Origin of the sequence: Nesterenkonia halotolerans (assembly GCF_014874065.1) — a bacterium.
Classification (GTDB): domain Bacteria; phylum Actinomycetota; class Actinomycetes; order Actinomycetales; family Micrococcaceae; genus Nesterenkonia; species Nesterenkonia halotolerans.
Genome location: NZ_JADBEE010000002.1, coordinates 536,161 through 553,674, shown reverse-complemented (window position 1 = coordinate 553,674; position 17,514 = coordinate 536,161). Strand labels below are relative to the sequence as shown.

Sequence of the window (17,514 nt, the reverse complement as noted above, 5' to 3'; positions counted from 1 at the left end):
GTCGTCAGTCTTCCGTTCGGTTCTGCTCGCGCAGCGCGAGCTGTTCGGCCCGCCACTGCTCCTGCCATTCGCGGTCCAGCCGCTCTTCCTCCAGCTGCTTCTCGTGGGCATCCTTGACCAGGCGCCACCACAGGTAGAAGGCGAATCCGGCGAAGACCGTCCATTCCACCCCATAGAACAGGTTCAGCCAGTTGAATCCCGTGGCCTCGGGCTGGGGTCCGACCTCCACCGGTTCCAGAGCCGAGGACGACGACGCCGCCCCCACCTCGTCTCCGGCAGCGTCGAGCATGTCGAAGGCCACCACGAAGCCGGAATACCCGGGCTGGTCCCACACATTGATGAGCTCCGCCGGGGACAGCGTCGGGAAGATCTGCGTGCCATCTTCGGCGTACTCCCGCGGACCCGGGCCGGGAGCCTCGGGCGGCAGCAGCCGGCCCTGAATCGTGAGTTCCTGCTCTGCGGGCTGCGCGTCAGCGTCCGCCGGATCGGCCACCCAGCCGCGCACCACCGGGATGATGTTCTCCCCCGGAGCGTCATCGGGACGGAAAGCGCCGATCACCCAGTAGCCGGTCTCCCCGTTCTGCAGCCGCTCCTCGATGAGCACCTGGGTGTCAGGGAGGAATTCACCGCTGAAGTCGACGATCCGGTCCGCCTCGGCCACGGTCATCGCCTGCTCGGGCTGATGGACCTCGGTCAGCGCAACGGGAGTCTCGGTGATGTCTTCAGTGGGGACCGGTTCGGTCTCGGACTGGCTGAACTGCCAGGCGCTCAGCACCACGAAGACGGAGGCCAGAACCAGCGCGAGGACTAGGGTTCCGATCCATTTGGGCTGCATGGCGGTCTTGAGCACCCACCAAGGATACGCGTCGTGAACCGGGCGGGTGCGCCGTCGTCGTGATATTTCTACATTCGGTAGAAAAATTCAAAAAAGTATGGATTCTTCCGAGGATTTAATTCTCAACGGCACCTGGTGCCATGATTGGGCCATGATGCGCCTCGATCACGTCTCGTATGCAGTTGGTCCCGATGGAATGGCAGCCACGGTGGAACGAATCACCGATGCTCTGGGCGTGGAGCGCGTCCGTGGCGGCATGCATCCGCGGTTCGGGACCCGCAACGCGATCATCCCGCTGGCCAACCGCCAGTACCTGGAGATCGTGGAGGTGCTGGACCACCCCAGCGCCGATAAGGCCCCCTTCGGCCAGGCAGTCCGCAACCGCTCCCAGATGGGCGGCGGATGGATGGGCTGGTGCGTGAGCGTCGATGACCTCTCCCCCTTCGAAGAGCGACTGGGCCGCAAGGCAGTCCCCGGCAACCGCAAGTTCCCCGACGGTCAGGAGCTGACCTGGCAGCAGATCGGCATCAAGGGGCTCATCGCCGACCCCCAGGTGCCCTACCTGCTGCGCTGGAACGAAGGCACCGGTGAGCTGCACCCCTCGCAGGCCTATCCCCCGGAGGCCTCGCTGACCAAGCTCAGCATCGCCGGCTCCCCGGACCGGGTCACCGAGTGGCTGGCCTGCCCGAACGTGGATCCCTTCGAAGACGTGGATGTGGAGTGGATCGCCCCCTCCGGCACGCCCGGGATCATGTCCGTGACCTTTCACAGCCCCAAGGGCGATGTCACCATCTGAGCCCCTCGGTGGCCACACGTCCCGCCGACGCCGCGCCGCCACGACCGGTCGCGTGAGAGCGTGCGCTAAGGTGACAGCAACAGCAGATAAGTTCGTCTGTGAAACAAGATGAGACATCTTGAAACCGCGCGGATGAACCCGTCACCACGAGGAGCAGCGTGATCAAAGCGGCTTTGCCTCATGCGCTGAGCGTCCTGACGTTCGGCGCGCGGGCGATCTACGCTGGCATGAAGCTGCTGCCGGTGCAGAAGAAGGTCGTGCTGATCACCCGCGAGCCGCGGCAGATCTCGGCGGATTTCAAGCTGCTGCAGGAATCGCTGAAGCGCAAGCATCCCGGGCACCGCGTGATCGTGATCAAGCACAATAAGCTCAGCCCCAGCTACATCGGCCGCGCGCTGCGCGAGATGTACCACCTGGCCACCTGCGACGGCTGCCTCGTGGACGGCTACATCATCCCTGTGAGCATCCTGAACCACCGAAAGGATCTGAAGATCGGCCAGATCTGGCACGCCCTGGGCGCGATCAAGAAGTTCGGCCACCTGGCCTCGGGCCGCCGGGAGGGATTGGCCCCGCGGGTCGCGAACTCGATCCGCATGCATGAGAACTACTCGTTCATCTGCGCCTCCGGCAGCTATACGGCCGCGACCTACGCCGAGGCCTTCGGCGTCCCGCCCGAGATGGTCCAGCCACTCGGCATGCCCCGAGTGGACTACCTCCTCGACGACGCCGGCAGTGCGGCCCGGCGGGATCGCATCCTGCAGCACCACCCCCAGCTGGCCCACGGCAAGACCGTGATCTACGTGCCCACCTTCCGCCGCGGCCAGCAGGTCTCCTACCTGGAGCTGGCAGCAGCGTTCGACGGCGACCTCGGCAACCTCGTGATGCTGCCGCACCCGGCGGATCGCACCCCGGTGCCGGAGTCCAACGGGGTCATCATCGGCACCGGAGACTTCGGGATCCTGGACTGGCTCAGCGTGGCCGACGTGGTCATCACCGACTACTCAGCCATCACCTATGAGGCCACCCTGCGGGACATCCCGCTGGTGTTCTGGCCCTACGACATGGACTACTACCTCAAGGCCCGCGGGCTCGCGCTGGATTACTTCGCCGAGGTCCCCGGCCCCATCGCCACCTCTGCTGCCGAGGCGGTCTCCACCGCATTGGCGCTGGAGGACACGGACTACAACGAGTTCCGCTCCCGCCACCTGGACTTCGTCACGAACCCGGACGGGTCGCTGCCCGAAGAGAACCCGCGCTGCGCGGACCGGATCGTGGACGCGCTGCAGCTGAAGCAGGTCTGACGAGGCTCACTCCCGTGGGCACCCAACAGTGCCGACGCCGGAGGCTCAATCCCGTGGGCGCCGAGGTGTCCCCTGCCGGACGTCGTAGCGGCCGTGGAGCAGCCAATAGACGATCATCGCCGCGAGGATGAGCCCCGCGCAGGCGCCATACATGAACCGGTAGCCGCCGAGGTCGGCCAATGGCCCGAGCAGCAGCGGGGAGAGCCCGACGCCTGAGTCCATGAAGATCAGGAACGTGGAGAGCCCGATGCTGACCCGGTGGGCCGGCACGGCGGAGGCGATGGTGGCCTGCAGCACCGGCAACAGGGACCCGTGCCCGAACCCAGCCAGCACCGCGGAGAGCAGCACCACCGTCTCGTTGGGCGACCAGGCCAGCAGCGCCATGGCGCCGAAGAACATCACCACCGTCGGGTAGATCACGGTGTTGTCCCCGTAGTAGTCGTGCAGCCGCCCCACGAAGAGCCGAGTGATCAGTACGACGGCGGCGAAGATGACGAAGTACAGGCTGCCCACGTTGTCCATGTTCTCGCCGCGGGTGAAGCTGTCCAGGAAGGTGATCACGGAGGCGAAGCCCACGGAGAGCATCATCCCGACCAGCGCCACCGGGATCGCTCGGCGTTCGAAGATGTCGCCGGGCTTGAGCATCAGCCGTCGTCGCAGGCTCTGGGTGTTGGCCGGCGCCTCCGGAAGCCGGATCCACAGCGCGAGGACCAGCGCCAGCGCCGCCAGCACGCTGGCGGTGATGAACAGTGCGGGGAAGCCCAGGGACTGACTGACCTGGATTCCGAGCAGCGGTCCAAGGGCCTGCGGCAGGGAGTTCGCCACCAGGTAGTAGCCGGCCCCCTCCCCGCGACGGGAGGGTGGGATCAGCGTGAAGACGCCCGCGTTCAGCGCCGTCTGGCCGAAGCCGAAGGCCGCGCCCTGCACCATCCGGACCAGGATGAGCACTGCGTAGCCGTCCACCACGAGGTAGGCCACCGAGGCCAGCACGAAGAAGACGAGGGTGACCAGCACGGTCCGACGGCGGCCGAGGAAGTCGACGTACTTGCCGGCGAAGATGCGGGAGACCAGTGCCCCGACCACGAAGGCGGAGGCGGCGAACCCTGCGGCGGTCTGCCCGACGGAGAACTCGCTGGCTGCGTAGACCGCCATGCCGGTGACCAGCATGAAGAAGACCATGCCGAAGCACAGGTTGATCCCGATGGCCAGCAGAAAGCTGCGGGTGAAGAGGGTCTGTGAGCCGCCGGGACCGTCGCCGGGCTCTGGGGAGGCGGAGGGGGACTTGGAGCGACTCACCCGGAGAGTCTGCCATGGTTCGCATGCTCAACCACAATGATGACCACGTGTCGAGACGCCGCCACCTCCGGCGGTGTAAAAGCTCGAGGCAGAGCGGTCAGCGGCGAGGCCAGCAGATGGCGACGACGGTCGCCACCGCGCCTGCCGCCGTCACGCCGAGCCAGGCGTTCTTCGTGGGCCTCCCCCGCTCGTCCGTGACGCGTCCTTTGGCCTCGGTGAGGTAGGTCGCGACGTGCTCGCGCGCCTCATCCCGCTGCTCCACGAGGCGGCTCTTGGCGACCTCCACCTGTTCACGGGCCTGCGCCTTGACGTCGAGCTTTCCGGCGAGCGCGCCGACGGTCTCGCCGAGTTCATGTCTGGTGCGCGCGAGGTCAGCCTCGAGCTCCTCCACGGAGGCGTTCTTCCCGGGTTCCGGCGGAGCCGGGACCGGTGCGGGGGCCGGACTCGGGCTGTTCGCAGCACGCGGGCGAGGTGGCCCTCCAGCGGCTCGTCGCAGCTGCGGATCTTCGGGGTTAGGCGTGGTCATGGCGGGCATGCTCCTTGAGCTCGGCAACGTCTCGGTTCACGTTGGTGATGGTCCGTTCAGGGGCGGGCGAGAGGTCCTTGACCTTCTTCTTCCCCAAGAGCGCCGCAATCCCGGCACCGATGAACAAGACTACGGTGACGATCAGCCCGGCGGCCCAGGCCGGCAGCACCACTGCCAGTCCCAGGATTGCCGTGGCGACGAGCGCTCCGAAGCCGAACCACGCCAGAACGCCGCCAGCCCCGAAATACCCGGCGCCGATCCCGCCCCGCTTGGCCTTCGCGGTGAGCTCGGCCTGGGCGAGCTTCAGCTCGTCCCGGATCAGCCGGGAAGACTGCTCCGAGAGCCGAGTCATCAACTCGGCGATGGACGGCTCTGCGGATCTTTCGGGATGACTCATAGGGGCTCCTCTTAGTTCGCGTCCACAGAAGGGACATCGGGACTGGACAGCTCTGCAGAAGAGGACCCGTTGCTGACAATCCCCAGCGCGTCGAAGATCGAGACCGGCTGCTCCAGGCACCAGGCGAAGACATCGTCCTGGTGCAGGATCCCGACAGCCTGCCCGCCGTCGACGACGAGAAGCGGCGTTGCCTCGCCGTCGCGGTATCGGCCCAGGACGCTCTCGATCGAGTTCTCGGGGGTCAGGAAGTCCACCGGGGACTGGGCCAGGCCTGCGCAGCGCCGGCGCTTCCACCGTTCGGGATCCTCGGCAGCGGCCGATGCCAGGGCGGACTGCGTGATCAGCCCGACAGGCTGGTGCGAGAGATCGAGAAGGACGGCGGGTGTCTCGGTGCCGCTGACCAGGCGTGCGGCGTCATCCAACGACTGGGTGACAGAGATGGTGCGTTCGATCGGCAACATCAGTTCGTGAACGTGCGCCGTGCCCGCGCTTCGGCTGCGCCCTGTGGACGCTGCGGTGGGGGCTGTGCGAGATGAGAAATGCTCCATGGGTATCCCTTGTGTTTGAGAAACAAGAGCCCGTTGCTGGAGCTGTCATCCGAGCGTACCTCACAGAATCGAGCTTGTGCACCACCCCTCGTCTGGGCGCTTTTTCGGCCCTGTGACAAGATTGAGATGTAGCACTTCCTCGGCATGTGACCGCCTCTCACCGGAAGCCGGCCCCTAGCGGAAGGACCCTGACATGGACGCCCCTGACACCTCGCACGATCTTGCAGCAGAACTGACTCAGGTCCTGCTGGAGGACCACGACGTCCCCGCCGTTCTGACCTCCATTGCCGAGCTTGCCGCGCAGCAGCTCTCCGGTGATCGGACGATCCTCTGCGGCATCATTCTCAAGCGAGCCAAGCGCAACACGGTGGTGGCCACCAGCTCTGCCGAGGCGCAGCAGATGGACGAGCATCAGGCCGGGTTCGACGAAGGGCCGTGCCTGGAGGCGCAGAAGACCGAGAGCGTGATCAGCGTCCCGGATGTGCGCTATGAACAGCGCTGGCCGGACTACATGACCGAGGTCCGCGGCCATGGACTGCGCAGCATCCTGGCCGTGCCGCTGACCGTCGGAACCACCTCGACGGCGGCGATGAACTTCTACGCCCGCGAAATCGACGCATTCAGCGAGACAGAGATCGCGATTGCGAAGCGCTACACCGAGGTGGCGTCACAGATGGTGGCGATCGCGCTGCGCATCGCCCGGTACGCCGAGGACGCCGAGGATCGCCGCGTGGCCATGGAGTCGCGCACCACGATCGACCTCGCCGTGGGCATCATCATGGCCCAGAATCGGTGCAGCCAGGACGAGGCGGTGGAGATCCTCAAGACCGCGTCGAATCACCGAAACATCAAGCTGCGCGAGCTCGCCGAGCAGATCACCACGGCGGTGGGCCAGATGGCCCCGGCCACCAGCTTCGAGCCCTGAGCCGGGATCACGTGGTCGGGTAGTGGCCGCGCTCGGAGATCTCGAAGCCGTTCCCGGTCAGGGCGTTGTAGCAGGAGACCCGGTCATCCAGGGAGACACAGGCCATGAACCCGTCGGTCGCGGCCTGGTCGACTCCGAGGGTTTCGCTGCCCTCATCATCGACAGGGTTGCCGCAGTCGAGGTCTGCAGCAGCGTCCACAGTCATCAGGTAGGTGGTGCCGTCGTCGCAGCCCGCGGGAGCTGAGTACTCGTGCTCATAGGCGGTGCAGCGCAGGCCGTCGCCGAACTCGCAGGCGATGTTCCCATCGGGGGTGACGAAGGAAGACATGGTCGCCGCGCCGGAGATGGAGACCGAGCGGTTGACCCAGTCCGTGCCCACGGAGTCCATGGTCTCGGTGGATGCCGAGGAATCGGCGCCGTTGCGCGCATCTTGGAACACGGTGGCGGCGTAGACGGTGGAGCATTCGGACTGCAGGTCCGCGAAGGTCTCCTCCATCATCGTGGCGTCCTCGCCGGTGAGCGCGTCACCCTCGGCGCCCAGTGCGAGGAAATCGGTCACGCGGGAGGCATCGGCCGATTCCGACTCGCAGCTGGTGTCGGCGGCGAGCGTGGACACCGAGGTCCGCGCCTCAGCGAGCGCCTCTTCGGAGGGCCCCTCTGCGGGTTCCTCAGAAGGCTCCTCCTCGGCAGACGCTTCTTCGGACGGCTCCTCTTCCGGGGCCTCTTCGGAGGCGATGGGCGCGGGCTCGGCGACGGGCTCGTCTTCGCCGCCGAGGGTGGTGAACAGCAGTGCGCCGATGCCGAGGATGGCGACCAGCGCCAGCGCGACCCCGGCAAGCACCTTGGCTCCGGCTCCCTTTCGCTTGGGGCGGGGCTCTCGCGGAGGCGCAGCAGCGTATTGCGGGCCGGGATAGGACGGCGACCCGGCCACGGGGCTGGCGGGCTGCGCGGCGGGATATGTGGGAGCCGCGGCTGCTGGTGCAGCAACGTAGGCCGGGGCAGGTGCTGGTGCCGGGGTAGGTTCGGGACGTCGGCCCAGGGGTTCGAAGCCTTGCGCCTCCGTGGACTTTCCCAGGGGAGGCGGCGTGGGGTGATCGGCGGGCGCGGGGTTCACCGGATAGTCGTAGGACTGCTGCTCATGCGTCGGTTCGGGCGTGGGCGCGGAAGTTGGTGCGGCCGAAAACGCGGCGGCAGGCACACCGAGGATCTCGGGTTCCTGGTGAGACTCAGGCTCCTGGTGAGAGTCGTGCTCCTCGAACTCCGGTTCCTCATGCTGCTCACCCTGCGGCTCCTGCGTCGGCTGTGCCGGCAGGTTCGCGGTCTCTTCCTGGTGCACGGGGATGTCATCGGTGTGCGGATCCCACATCTGGTGCAGCGGATCAGTCTCAGCAGGCGAGGCGACGAACGAGTCGGAAGCCACGTCGGGGCGCTGGGCGATTGCGGCGTCGATCGCGGGGTCTCCGAGCTGGCCGAGGGCCTCGACGAGCTCGGCATAAGCGCCCGGATTCGCCGCGACGGCGGGGCGAAGCTGGGCATGGTGTTCGGCGATCCAGTGCAGCATCTCCCAGTCGGTGCGAGGGTCTGAGGCGAGTGCTGCGAGATCATCTGGGTCAGGGGTGTTGGTGCTCACCGTCCCCAGCATACGTCGAGGTTCGGCCCGCAAGCCAAGGCGGAGGACCGTCCCAGCACGCTGACCCGCATGCGAAGATCCTCAAGTGCTTCTTGAAACCTGGTGTTTCCCTGAGCTTGTTACTATGCGCAGGATGGGTATAACAGCCCCGGGCCACATTCGTCCGGCGGCGCGCTGACAGGTTAGGAGAAATGACGCGATCATGAAGCGCATTCTCACGTACGGCACCTTTGACCTCCTCCATTGGGGTCACATCAACCTGCTCCGTCGCGCACGAGCGCAGGGCGACTACCTGATCGTCGGCGCCAGCACCGACGAGTTCAACACCGCCAAAGGCGCCCGACGCTCCAGCTACCACCAGTTCGAAGTCCGCAAGACCATGCTCGAGGCCGTCCGCTACGTGGACCTGGTCATCCCCGAGGAGAGCTGGGAGCAGAAGGTCGAAGACATCCGCCGCTTCCGCGTCGACACCGTGGTGATGGGGGACAACTGGCAGGGCTCCGAACGCTTCGAACACCTGCGCCGGTTCTGCGACGTCGTGTTCCTGCCGCGCACCCCAGGCTTCTCCACCTCCCAGATCCGCCGCGACCTCCTGGTCGACGCCGTGGACCGCCCTGCCGAGGTCACGGTCGTCGACGACTCCCGCATGGTCTCGCTCTGATCGTGCACCGACCAGCCGCGAAGGTCCGCTGAGCACAATGCGCCGCGTTCTGACCTATGGCACCTATGATCTCCTGCACTGGGGCCATATCCGCCTGCTCCAGCGCGCCAAGGACCTCGGGGACTACCTGATCGTGGCGCTGAGCACCGATGAGTTCAACGAGCTCAAGCCCGGTAAGAAGCCCAGCTACCACTCCTACGAAGTCCGCAAGATGATGCTCGAGTCCATCCGGTTCGTGGACATGGTGGTCCCGGAGACCAGCTGGTCGCAGAAGGTCAACGACGTCCACGACCTCGACATCGACATGGTCGTGATGGGCAGCGACTGGGAAGGCTCCCCGCGGTTCGAGCACCTGCGCGACCACTGCGAACTGGTCTACCTCCCCCGCACCGAGGGCACCTCCACCAGCCAGATCCGTCGGGACCTGCTCTTCGAAGCGATCCAGTACAAGGCCGAGGCGGAAGCGGAGGAACAGGGCCATAAGCGTCAAGAGACCGCCCGGTTCGCGCCCATCCGTGACGATCAGCCTCACTTCCCTCCGCCTCCACGGCGGGGTTAAATCGCCGCCACCGGAAGCCCCGCTGGGGTTAGACGAGTGCCAGCACCTCTGGGGAGAGGTTGAACATCCGCAGCTTCGCGTAGGCCCTGATCTGTTTGTCGGTCAGCGCACGGATCCGCTGCGCCTCTTCCTCCCGTGGCTCTGACTCCTCCAGCCCGCCGTTGGGCAACGAGCTGCTCAGCGGCCCGCCATGCAGCGGCACGTCGATCACGCTGACCGCACCCGCCGTCACCGAGATCACCCGGGTCCGGTCGATCAGCCCCAGCGCTTCCAGCAGCGCCTTGATGGAAGTGCCATGTGAGACGACGACGGCGGTGCGCAGCGGGTACTTCTCATCCGCGGACTGCGTGGCCGGGACGTCTGCGGCGGCGCGCACCACGCGGAAGAAGGCGGCGCTCATCCGTTCCACCAGCGCCTCGGGAGCCTCCCCGCCGGGCGGCGTTCCCTCCCCTGACTTCCACGCCTTGTACAGCTCCGGGTACGCCTCCTTGGCCTGAGCGGTCTTCATGCCTTCCCACTCCCCCAGATGCTGCTCCGCGAGGTCTCCCACGACCTCGGGAGCGTGGTCCAGGCCGAACTCGGCGTAGGTCTGCGCCGTGCGCTCCAGCGTGGAGACGTAGCCCTGGGCCGGGTTCTGCGAGCGCACGTAGCGCCCCGCAGCCTGAGCCTGGGCGCGGCCGGTCTCGGCGAGGTCGATCGAGGACTGCCCCTGGAGTCGGTGGGTCTTGTTCCACTCCGTCTCGCCATGGCGGACCAGCAGGATTCGAATCACGGTGTCATGTCACTTTCACTGAGGGACTGGGGAAGATCGTGGGGGCGCGCAGGTAAAGCCAGCAGCGGCGCGAGGCTCACGCGGCACATCAGTGCAGCCCGGAGCTGCGTTCGAGCCGGTCGAGGTACTCGGCCTCCGGCAGGTCCAGCACCTCCGCGGCGACGCCTTGCGGCACCACGATCCCGGTGGCGCAGAACGCCTGCATCAGCCGGCGCTCGAACACCAGGTCATGGACCATGACGATGTCATTGAGCGGGGAATGCGGACCGAAGCCGCTGTGCGTGCGGTACCCCGGCGGGTAGCTGCGCTCTCCGGCGTAGAAGTCGGCACCGAAGAGTGCGATCTCAGCAGGCGCGAACTGGAGCAGGTCATAGACCATGCGCTGGATCCCCAGCGAGGTCCCGCGGAAGTAGAGCCCGAACTCGCTGCGGGTGAAGCGCAGCCAGTCGGGCTGCTCCTCCACCAGGGCCGCGTAGAACGGCCGGGCCACGGCGAGCTTCAGTGACCCTGCTGCCACCGCCTCTGCCGCATCCGCCCACATGGACCCCAGGTCGCGGCCGTTGTAGTAGGCGATGTCGGTGCGGGTGCCGCTGCGCCGGGCCTCCTCCGCGGAGACGTCACCGCGCGCCCGGGTCCGCACCACGACGTCATAGGACTCGATGGGCTCACCGAGCTGCTCCTCGGTGGCGGCGGGCCCGACGACGGCGACCCGCTTGCCCTGCACCAAGTCCAGCATGGCGTCATCCCCGGGCAGCGGGAGCTCGGCACGGCGGTCGGCTGCCTGGACCTGCAAGGGACCCGCATCGCCGGAGAAGACTGCGACGTCGGCGCGCAGCTTCGCGAGCTGGAGTCGGCGCAGGTCTGTGGCGGCGTCTACTGGAGGCCGGGCTGCGGCCCGGGTGGCCTTCTCCAGCTGCCCCAGCTGGGCGTAGCCGCCCAGGAGGTGCTTGAACCACAGCGGGGACTCCAGCGGAATGCCGCCGAGCTCCTTGATCCGGTTCCTTGCCATGGCATCCCGCAACGACGCGGCCACCCGGAAGCGGCGTAGGAACTGCAGCCGGACGATCAGCACCTCCAGCACCAGCTGGTGCAGCCGGTGCGCCGTCCCCGCGACAGCCTCCAGCGCCGACTCGGCCTCGGCGATGCTCTCCGCAGAAGGCTCCTGGTCAAACAGCGGCTCCACTCGCGCCCAGAACGCAGCATCCGCGAGCGGACCACGTCCGGGCTTGAGCTGCGCCGCTCCGGCCCAGATCAGCGGCCAGTCGAAGGTGGAGCGCGCTCCGGCGTTGATGATGCCCTCCACGGCACGCAGATCCGCCGGGTTAAGTTCCAGCGCCTGCTGGTACAGCCCCAGGGCCGTCTCGAACTGAGCCACATAGGGCTTCCGGTACGCCGCCGCAAGGGCGACCAGCTTGGCCGCAGTGGGCTCGGCGGTCACGGCGGCGTCCATGAGCTCGAGTCCGCGCGTGGTCTCCCCCGCGGCGAACAGCGCGCGGCCCAGCTTCCACTGCGCCGCAGGGTCGGACGGGTCCGCAGCGTGCCGATGTTCCGCGGACGCCAGCGACTCCGCCGAGCTGACCGGACCCGAGATCAGTCCCGCGATCGGGTCGTAGACCAGGCCGTGGTCGGCGCCGTCGTCGTCGGCGTTCACGGACTCGCCCAGCATCTGGGCCAGCAGTCCGCGGTAGGACCCGGACTCCTCGTCCTGCGTACCCGGCCGGATCCGCCCGGCGGCACCCAGCACGGCACGCTGGCCCCCTGGCAGCTCAGAGACCCGGCGGGCCCCGTACTTGATCACGGCGGCGGCGGCGATCTTCACCCGCAGCCCATGCAGACTCAGCGCCATGCGGTCACGCGGTCCGGGTGGTCAGCGCCGAGGAGGTCTCCAGGCGCTGGATGTACTGCTCCTCGGTCAGTCCGAGCACCTCGCCGGCCACGCCCTGGGCGTCGAGCACACCGCTGGCCGCCATGGCCTTGGTGAGCCGGTGCTCGAAGGCGAGATCATGGGCGAGCACCACCTCGTTGACGATCGAGTACGGCCCCATCTGCTGGTCCTTCGCCGGACGGTAGCCCTTGCCGAAGGCCTTCTGCCCGCTGAAGAAGTCGATGTTGAACAAGCTGACCTGCGCCGGGTGGAACTGCAGCACGTCGTAGAGGATCCGCCCGATCCCCATCGGCGGGCCGTGGAAGCCCAGCGAGTAGTCGTGGCTGTAGAAGCGCAGCCAGTCCGGCAGGTCCTCCCCGGCCGAGGCCATGCTCAGCCCGCGACCGATCACCATCTGCAGCCGTCCCGCCTCCACGGCGGCGGAGGCCTCCTCGCGGAAGTCGTCGATGTCGCGTCCGGAGAAGTAGGCGATGTCTGTGCGGCTGCCGAGCCGGGCGCGCTGTTCCTCATCGAACTCGGTCATCAGCCGGGGCCGGATGATGATGTCGTAGCCGTCGATCATCTCGCCGAGCCGGTCACCGGTATCGGCAGGGCCGACGACGGCGATCCGCTTGTCCCGGATGAGCGTCTCCATCTGGGGCTCCCCCGGCAGGGGCAGCTCGGCGCGGCGCTGCGCGGAGTACTCCTGGTAGGGCGTGAGGTTGCCGCGGATCAGGTGGGTGTCGGCGGCCATCTTTTCCAGCCGCTGGCGGTCCACCTGCTGGTAGGGCGTCCAGGGCATGGGGTCGATGAGCTTCAGCGCCTCGTCCTCGCGGCCGAGGTAGATCAGTGCGGAGAGCAGCTTCTGCCGGTGCCGGCTGTGTCCGGCAGAGCTGGTGCCCAACCAGGTCACGCTGCGCTGGGCGAGCTCGCGGCGCAGCGCGAAGGAGCTGCGCATCCGCTGCAGGAACTGGAGCCGGTAGACGATCAGTGAGGTGGTCGGCCAGGAGAGCCGCAGACCGACGGCGTGGGCGGCGTCCAGCGCGGCGAGCGCCTCGTCGATCTGCTGCTCGGAAGGGGCCGCGGTGAAGAGTTTGCGCAGGGTGCGTGCCAGGTCCAGCTTCGCGGCGGTGCTGCGGCCGCGGGCGGATTCGAAGAGTTCGGCGCTGCGCCAGAGCCGCGGCCAGTCCTGGTCGGCGCGGCAGCCCATGATGATGACTCCGCGGAAGGCGGTGGGGCTGGTGGGCTTGAGCTTCAGCGCCTTCTCATAGGCGTCCAGCGAGCGGTCGTAGTCGGCGATGTGCGGCTTGCGGTAGGCCGAGCCCAGGTCCGTCCACCAGGTGGCGCGGTTCTGCCGCTCCAGCGCGCGCTCCATGAGGTCCAGGCCGACGGCGGCGTCGCCGTGCTCGAACTCCAGCTCGCCGCGCTCATGCAGGACGAAGGGGTTCTCCGGGTCCAGCTGCTCGGCACGTGCCAGCGCCTCCCGGGCCTCCTCGGTGCGTGGCAGGGGTCCTTCGACCAGTCCGGCCACCGGGTCATGGACGATGTGCCCGCCGGTGGCGCGCAGCAGGGAGCGGGCAAGCGCCACCCAGCGCAGCGCGCTCTGCGGCTCCAGGTGCACCGCGCGCCGGCGCATGGCCAGCGCGGCGTCGTACTTTTTCAGCTTGAAGTACTGCCCGGCGAGCCGCTCGAGCTTCTCGGCGTCCTGGGCGGTGTCGATATCCAGCCGGGCCAGCAGCGCCGAGGCGCCGCGCGGGTTGGCCTCCAGCAGCACGGTGGCGGCCTTGTCCTGGAAGCTGCCCACCGCAGAGCGCTCCCCCGTCATCGCCACTTCCAGCTGGGAGGGGCCGAAGTTGCCGGTGGCGAGGACCGCTCGGGCCAGCGCGAGGTCGACTCCGGGGACGGCGGTGGCGGCACCGACGGTGCGTCGGCCAAGCTCAGCGGCGAAGACTAGTGGTTTCAGCATCACTGGCGAGTCTACTCAGCACAGGGCTCCACGCGAGGCGACACGGGAGGTCAGCGTGGGAGGACAGCCCTGTAACCTGGGGTGAGTCCTCACCAGCGCCGGTGCCAGCTATCGATCCCCGCCCGCCAGCTCGCAGAGCTGACTCATGACGATGTGGAAAGACCGGAAGACGCCATGACACTCGAGAAATCCGCCCGCGAGTCGCCCTTTCTGAGGTTCGCGAACGCCGAGTACCAGCGGCGCGGCACGCAGCAGCGCCGGGACCTGTCCAATAAGACCTACGTGCACAGCCTGCTGGAGAACAAGACCCTGGGCGACGCCCGGCTCGGCCTGCCCACCCAGCACGCCATCCTGCATTCCACCGAGGAGATCACCACCGAGGTGCTCGGAGACCGGGTCGCGCTGAAGTTCGCGCACGGCTGGTCCGCCAAAGGGGTCATGCTGCTCGAGCGGGTCGGCGAGGACCGCTACTTCGACAACATGGCCCTGCGCGAGTGGACCCTGGAGGAGATCCGAGAGAAGCAACAGGCAGTGGCAGCGAAGTTCCGCCGCAAGGACCCCGCCTGGATCGTGGAGGAGTTCCTCCACGGCGCCCAGCCCGGGACGGTGCCCTTCGACTACAAGTTCTATGTGTTCCAGGGCCAGATCGCGATGGTCGCGCAGATCGACAGGAACACGTCACCGCCGCGGATGGTGAAGCTCGACGGCGATCTGAAGCCCTTCACCGTGGGGCGCGACTACTTCCTCCGGCTCAGGGACATCCAGCCCGGGGCGCCGGTGGTGCCGCGCTCTGCGGTGATGCTCTCCCGCTGGGCCATCGAGCTCTCAGAGATGACCGATGCGCCGTTCGTCCGTGTGGATCTCTACGACACGGTGGACGGGCCCTACTTCGGCGAGTTCACGTTCTCCTCCGGGGCCGAGGTGCGGGGAACCGTGACCTACAGCGAGGAGATGCTCGCCCGGTTCGATCACCTGTTCCTTGAGGCGAGGAAGCGGCTCAACGGTGAGGACAGCGAACCGCTCACGGGCTGGAGCAAAGCTCTGCAGGACACCGAGGATGAGGAGCTGGCCTCCTATCCGCTGATCGGGCTGACGGCGTACCAGCGCTTCGCCCACTTCCTCTACAACCGCGGCAGCCTCGGCGGAGCCCGGTTGGCCGAGGCGCAGAAGGCTTTGCGAGTCAACGGTGACGACACCGGCGAGGATGACGCGATCACCGCGTACCTGCGGGACGCCCACCTGGCGGCGGCACGCCGGGCGAGGGCGAAGACTGCTCCCCTGGCCCCAGCACTGCTGAGAGTCGGCCGCAAGGCGTACCGGAAGCTTCAGAAGGCACGAGCAGAGAAGGCCGCAGGAGCCAGCGAAGCTTAGAAGTCCTAGAGGCCTCGAGGCTCAGAACCTCAGAGCAGGCTCACGCCGCGGTGCGCCCGCGCCAGTGCCATGTCCTCGAGCAGCTGAAACTGCTCCGGCCAGTCGATGTCCAGGACCGCGTTCTCCGGAAGCTCGTACATCTTCGGGTTCGTGCCGACACGGTCGCCGACCTCCCGCATGCGTGCGAACGGGATGAAGTACGCGCCGTGGTTGATCTCGTAGAGCGGCTTGATGTCCTGGCTGCGGGGCCACCTCTCCGCGGTCGGGTCGTAGTTGAACGGCCCGTTCTCATCCCAGAGGAAGGTCTGCAGCTTGGTGACGGTGAGCAGGCTGTCGTGGCCGGCGTCGACCGCCTCGCGCCAGGCGCGGATGAGTTCCCGGAAGTAGTCCGCGCGCAGGAACGGGTGGGTCACGTGGGTCATACACATGGTGCCCGTGGGTTCCAGGGTGGCCACGTAGTCGATGAACTGACTCATCGGCGTGGAGGACCGGCCCAGCTCATCCGGGCGCTCCAGCGGGACGAATCGGCTGCCGCCGGTGGTCTTGGCGAACTCCTCGGTCACGCTGAGCACCAGCGGGTCATTCGAGGAGACGATGATCTTGTCGATCTCCTGCACCTGGGCCAGCTGCTGCAGCTTCAGCTGCAACAGCCCGCCGGGGATCTCCGCGAAGGGTTTGGTGTTCTTCTGCGGCACCCGCTCGCTGCCGGCGCGGGCGGGGATGACCACGGTGATCGGGTCGAGGGTCTCTGCTGAGGTCTTCTCTGAGCTGCTCACAGCGGTCGAGTCTACCCAGGGCGCGTTGACGGGCCAGCGGTATGGCATATTGGCTGCAGACCCGACCGGCCCCGACGCAGGGAAGACACACTTGTTCGGCACACTCCGCACGCTCCGCAGGTTTCCGCGACCTGGCTCCTCCCCTGCCCGGTACACCGCGTACACCCGCGATCCCCACGGGCCGATGGTCACGGTCGGGATCACCAGCTACAACGACGCGGAGAAGATCTCCCGCTGCCTGGAGAGCATCGCGGCCCAGACCCTGGGTGCCGAACACATCGAGGTGCTGGTCGTGGACGATGGCTCCACGGACAAGACCGCGGGGATCGCCCGCCGGCATGAGCACAGCGCCTCCTGGGCATGTTTCTCCGTGCAGCGCCACCGCGCCTCGGGCAGTCCGTCCAAGGGGCGGAACATCATCATGGACCAGGCCCTTGGCGAGTTCGTGTTCTTTGTGGACGCCGATGACTACCTGGGCCCCGAGGCGCTGCGCGCGATGACCCAGGCAGCCAAGAAGAAGCGGGCGGACATCGTGGTGGGCCGCTACGTCGGAGTGAACCGCTCGGCTCCCAACGTGCTGGAACCCCGCGACGCCAAACCCGGCAAGGAGTACCACTCGGGCTGGCTCAACAGTCTGCATGTGCAGAAGCTGCTCCGGACTGACTTCATCCGCGGCCTGGACTACCGGTTCAACGAATCACTGATCTACGCCAGCGATCACCCCTTCATGATCAGCGCCTTCCTGCACGCGCACAGCGTGGCGATGGTCGAAGACGTGGACTGCTACTTCCTCACCATGGACGCGCCGGAGACAGAGCCTGGGTCCGGTTCTGGGTCTGGTTCTGCCGGCGCAGCAGCCAAGGGCCGGGTGAACGTCTCGCGCGCCGAGATCCCCGCCAAGCGGCAGCTGCAGTTCCTCCACGACTGCTTCGGCATCCTCGCGCTCGGGCGGGGTCAGGGCGGGCGGATCAGCACCCGCGCCGGCAAGATGCGCGCCGATTATTGGAACCGTCTGCTGAAGCTGCACCTGCCCATGCTGGTGCTGCGCAAGAACGACGACGACGCCGCCATTGTTGAACTGGCTCAGCAGGCGCGGGGTGTCGCCGAGCTCTACGGGGCGGAGACCTCCAGGGCGAGGCTGGCCGAGGAGGCCCAGCGAATGCTCGGAGCCCTCCGCGAGGCCGAGGGTCCCGGTGATGGCGCCGCGGTTGCCGCAGCAGCACAGCAGGTCCGCGCGGACGTGCGCGGATCATCCTGACGGCTGTCCACCACTGATCGGATCAGGAACCAC

At 67.4% G+C, this 17,514-nt stretch carries 17 protein-coding genes; 7 read left to right on the top strand and 10 right to left on the bottom strand.

The genetic code is table 11. The annotated features are described in order from the left end of the window. Window positions 1–4 precede the first annotated feature (4 nt). Window positions 5–850: an SURF1 family protein gene (locus H4W26_RS12800; RefSeq protein WP_318779885.1), complete on the bottom strand. Its 846-nt coding sequence runs from the start codon at window positions 848–850 to the stop codon at window positions 5–7. Window positions 851–986: 136 nt separating this feature from the next. On the opposite strand from H4W26_RS12800, the gene H4W26_RS12795 reads away from it, so the two are divergent. Together H4W26_RS12795 and H4W26_RS12790 are read left to right on the top strand one after the other, a co-directional pair. Beyond that, on the top strand, window positions 987–1,631 hold the full coding sequence (locus H4W26_RS12795) for a VOC family protein (RefSeq protein ID WP_225940127.1): 645 nt from the start codon (window positions 987–989) through the stop codon (window positions 1,629–1,631). Between the two features lie 158 nt (window positions 1,632–1,789). Beyond that, window positions 1,790–2,932, top strand: a complete 1,143-nt coding sequence (locus tag H4W26_RS12790; RefSeq protein ID WP_192592585.1) for a CDP-glycerol glycerophosphotransferase family protein — start codon at window positions 1,790–1,792, stop codon at window positions 2,930–2,932. A gap of 45 nt (window positions 2,933–2,977) precedes the next feature. Here H4W26_RS12790 and H4W26_RS12785 read toward each other — a convergent pair whose 3' ends face one another. The 4 genes from H4W26_RS12785 to H4W26_RS12770 all read right to left on the bottom strand — a co-directional run bounded on the left by H4W26_RS12785 (window position 2,978) and on the right by H4W26_RS12770 (window position 5,699). Then, window positions 2,978–4,228: an MFS transporter gene (locus H4W26_RS12785; RefSeq protein ID WP_192592584.1), complete on the bottom strand. Its 1,251-nt coding sequence runs from the start codon at window positions 4,226–4,228 to the stop codon at window positions 2,978–2,980. 97 nt (window positions 4,229–4,325) lie between these two features. Beyond that, window positions 4,326–4,754 carry a DUF3618 domain-containing protein gene (locus tag H4W26_RS12780; protein ID WP_192592583.1) on the bottom strand — a complete coding sequence of 143 codons (429 nt, stop codon included), beginning with the start codon at window positions 4,752–4,754 and terminating at the stop codon, window positions 4,326–4,328. Continuing rightward, entirely contained in the window at window positions 4,741–5,151 is a 411-nt protein-coding gene (locus H4W26_RS12775) for a phage holin family protein (protein ID WP_192592582.1), read from the bottom strand. The genes H4W26_RS12780 and H4W26_RS12775 overlap by 14 nt, the downstream gene beginning before the upstream one ends. Before the next feature lie 11 nt (window positions 5,152–5,162). Beyond that, the gene (locus tag H4W26_RS12770) at window positions 5,163–5,699 is read right to left on the bottom strand and encodes a DUF294 nucleotidyltransferase-like/CBS domain-containing protein (protein ID WP_192592581.1); all 537 of its coding nucleotides are present in this window, start codon (window positions 5,697–5,699) and stop codon (window positions 5,163–5,165) included. 193 nt (window positions 5,700–5,892) lie between these two features. On the opposite strand from H4W26_RS12770, the gene H4W26_RS12765 reads away from it, so the two are divergent. Continuing rightward, window positions 5,893–6,624 carry a GAF and ANTAR domain-containing protein gene (locus tag H4W26_RS12765; protein WP_192592580.1) on the top strand — a complete coding sequence of 244 codons (732 nt, stop codon included), beginning with the start codon at window positions 5,893–5,895 and terminating at the stop codon, window positions 6,622–6,624. Window positions 6,625–6,631: 7 nt separating this feature from the next. Here H4W26_RS12765 and H4W26_RS12760 read toward each other — a convergent pair whose 3' ends face one another. Next, entirely contained in the window at window positions 6,632–8,254 is a 1,623-nt protein-coding gene (locus H4W26_RS12760; protein ID WP_192592579.1) for a variant leucine-rich repeat-containing protein, read from the bottom strand. A gap of 202 nt (window positions 8,255–8,456) precedes the next feature. On the opposite strand from H4W26_RS12760, the gene tagD (H4W26_RS12755) reads away from it, so the two are divergent. Both tagD (H4W26_RS12755) and tagD (H4W26_RS12750) read left to right on the top strand, forming a co-directional pair. Beyond that, a complete protein-coding gene (gene tagD / locus H4W26_RS12755) occupies window positions 8,457–8,915 on the top strand; it encodes a glycerol-3-phosphate cytidylyltransferase (RefSeq protein WP_192592578.1) in 459 nt (152 codons plus the stop codon). A gap of 37 nt (window positions 8,916–8,952) precedes the next feature. Further along, a complete protein-coding gene (tagD, locus tag H4W26_RS12750) occupies window positions 8,953–9,474 on the top strand; it encodes a glycerol-3-phosphate cytidylyltransferase (protein WP_192592577.1) in 522 nt (173 codons plus the stop codon). A gap of 28 nt (window positions 9,475–9,502) precedes the next feature. Here the strand turns inward: tagD (H4W26_RS12750) and H4W26_RS12745 are convergent, their stop codons facing one another. The 3 genes from H4W26_RS12745 to H4W26_RS12735 form a co-directional block, all read right to left on the bottom strand. Continuing rightward, on the bottom strand, window positions 9,503–10,246 hold the full coding sequence (locus H4W26_RS12745; protein WP_192592576.1) for a histidine phosphatase family protein: 744 nt from the start codon (window positions 10,244–10,246) through the stop codon (window positions 9,503–9,505). Window positions 10,247–10,334: 88 nt separating this feature from the next. Beyond that, entirely contained in the window at window positions 10,335–12,092 is a 1,758-nt protein-coding gene (locus tag H4W26_RS12740) for a tetratricopeptide repeat protein (protein ID WP_192592575.1), read from the bottom strand. A 4-nt stretch (window positions 12,093–12,096) separates the two neighbouring features. Next, window positions 12,097–14,076 carry a tetratricopeptide repeat protein gene (locus H4W26_RS12735; protein ID WP_192592574.1) on the bottom strand — a complete coding sequence of 660 codons (1,980 nt, stop codon included), beginning with the start codon at window positions 14,074–14,076 and terminating at the stop codon, window positions 12,097–12,099. Window positions 14,077–14,250: 174 nt separating this feature from the next. Between H4W26_RS12735 and H4W26_RS12730 the strand changes: the two genes are divergently transcribed. Then, entirely contained in the window at window positions 14,251–15,447 is a 1,197-nt protein-coding gene (locus H4W26_RS12730; RefSeq protein ID WP_192592573.1) for an ATP-grasp fold amidoligase family protein, read from the top strand. A 29-nt stretch (window positions 15,448–15,476) separates the two neighbouring features. On the opposite strand, the gene H4W26_RS12725 is transcribed toward H4W26_RS12730, so the two are convergent. After that, window positions 15,477–16,223 (bottom strand): acylneuraminate cytidylyltransferase family protein, encoded by a 747-nt coding sequence (locus H4W26_RS12725; protein WP_192592572.1) that lies wholly within the window; start codon window positions 16,221–16,223, stop codon window positions 15,477–15,479. A 91-nt stretch (window positions 16,224–16,314) separates the two neighbouring features. On the opposite strand from H4W26_RS12725, the gene H4W26_RS12720 reads away from it, so the two are divergent. Then, window positions 16,315–17,481, top strand: coding sequence for a glycosyltransferase family 2 protein (locus tag H4W26_RS12720; RefSeq protein ID WP_192592571.1), 1,167 nt, complete (start codon window positions 16,315–16,317; stop codon window positions 17,479–17,481). Window positions 17,482–17,514: the final 33 nt, after the last annotated feature.

Bases quoted from the DNA above. Each gene is read 5' to 3' on its own strand.
- H4W26_RS12770 (WP_192592581.1), bottom strand. From the start codon at position 5,699: ATGGAGCATTTCTCATCTCGCACAGCCCCCACCGCAGCGTCCACAGGG.
- H4W26_RS12730 (WP_192592573.1), top strand. From the start codon at position 14,251: ATGACACTCGAGAAATCCGCCCGCGAGTCGCCCTTTCTGAGGTTCGCG.
- H4W26_RS12765 (WP_192592580.1), top strand. From the start codon at position 5,893: ATGGACGCCCCTGACACCTCGCACGATCTTGCAGCAGAACTGACTCAG.
- H4W26_RS12780 (WP_192592583.1), bottom strand. From the start codon at position 4,754: ATGACCACGCCTAACCCCGAAGATCCGCAGCTGCGACGAGCCGCTGGA.
- tagD (WP_192592577.1), top strand. From the start codon at position 8,953: ATGCGCCGCGTTCTGACCTATGGCACCTATGATCTCCTGCACTGGGGC.
- H4W26_RS12795 (WP_225940127.1), top strand. From the start codon at position 987: ATGATGCGCCTCGATCACGTCTCGTATGCAGTTGGTCCCGATGGAATG.
- H4W26_RS12740 (WP_192592575.1), bottom strand. From the start codon at position 12,092: ATGGCGCTGAGTCTGCATGGGCTGCGGGTGAAGATCGCCGCCGCCGCC.
- tagD (WP_192592578.1), top strand. From the start codon at position 8,457: ATGAAGCGCATTCTCACGTACGGCACCTTTGACCTCCTCCATTGGGGT.
- H4W26_RS12735 (WP_192592574.1), bottom strand. From the start codon at position 14,076: ATGCTGAAACCACTAGTCTTCGCCGCTGAGCTTGGCCGACGCACCGTC.
- H4W26_RS12775 (WP_192592582.1), bottom strand. From the start codon at position 5,151: ATGAGTCATCCCGAAAGATCCGCAGAGCCGTCCATCGCCGAGTTGATG.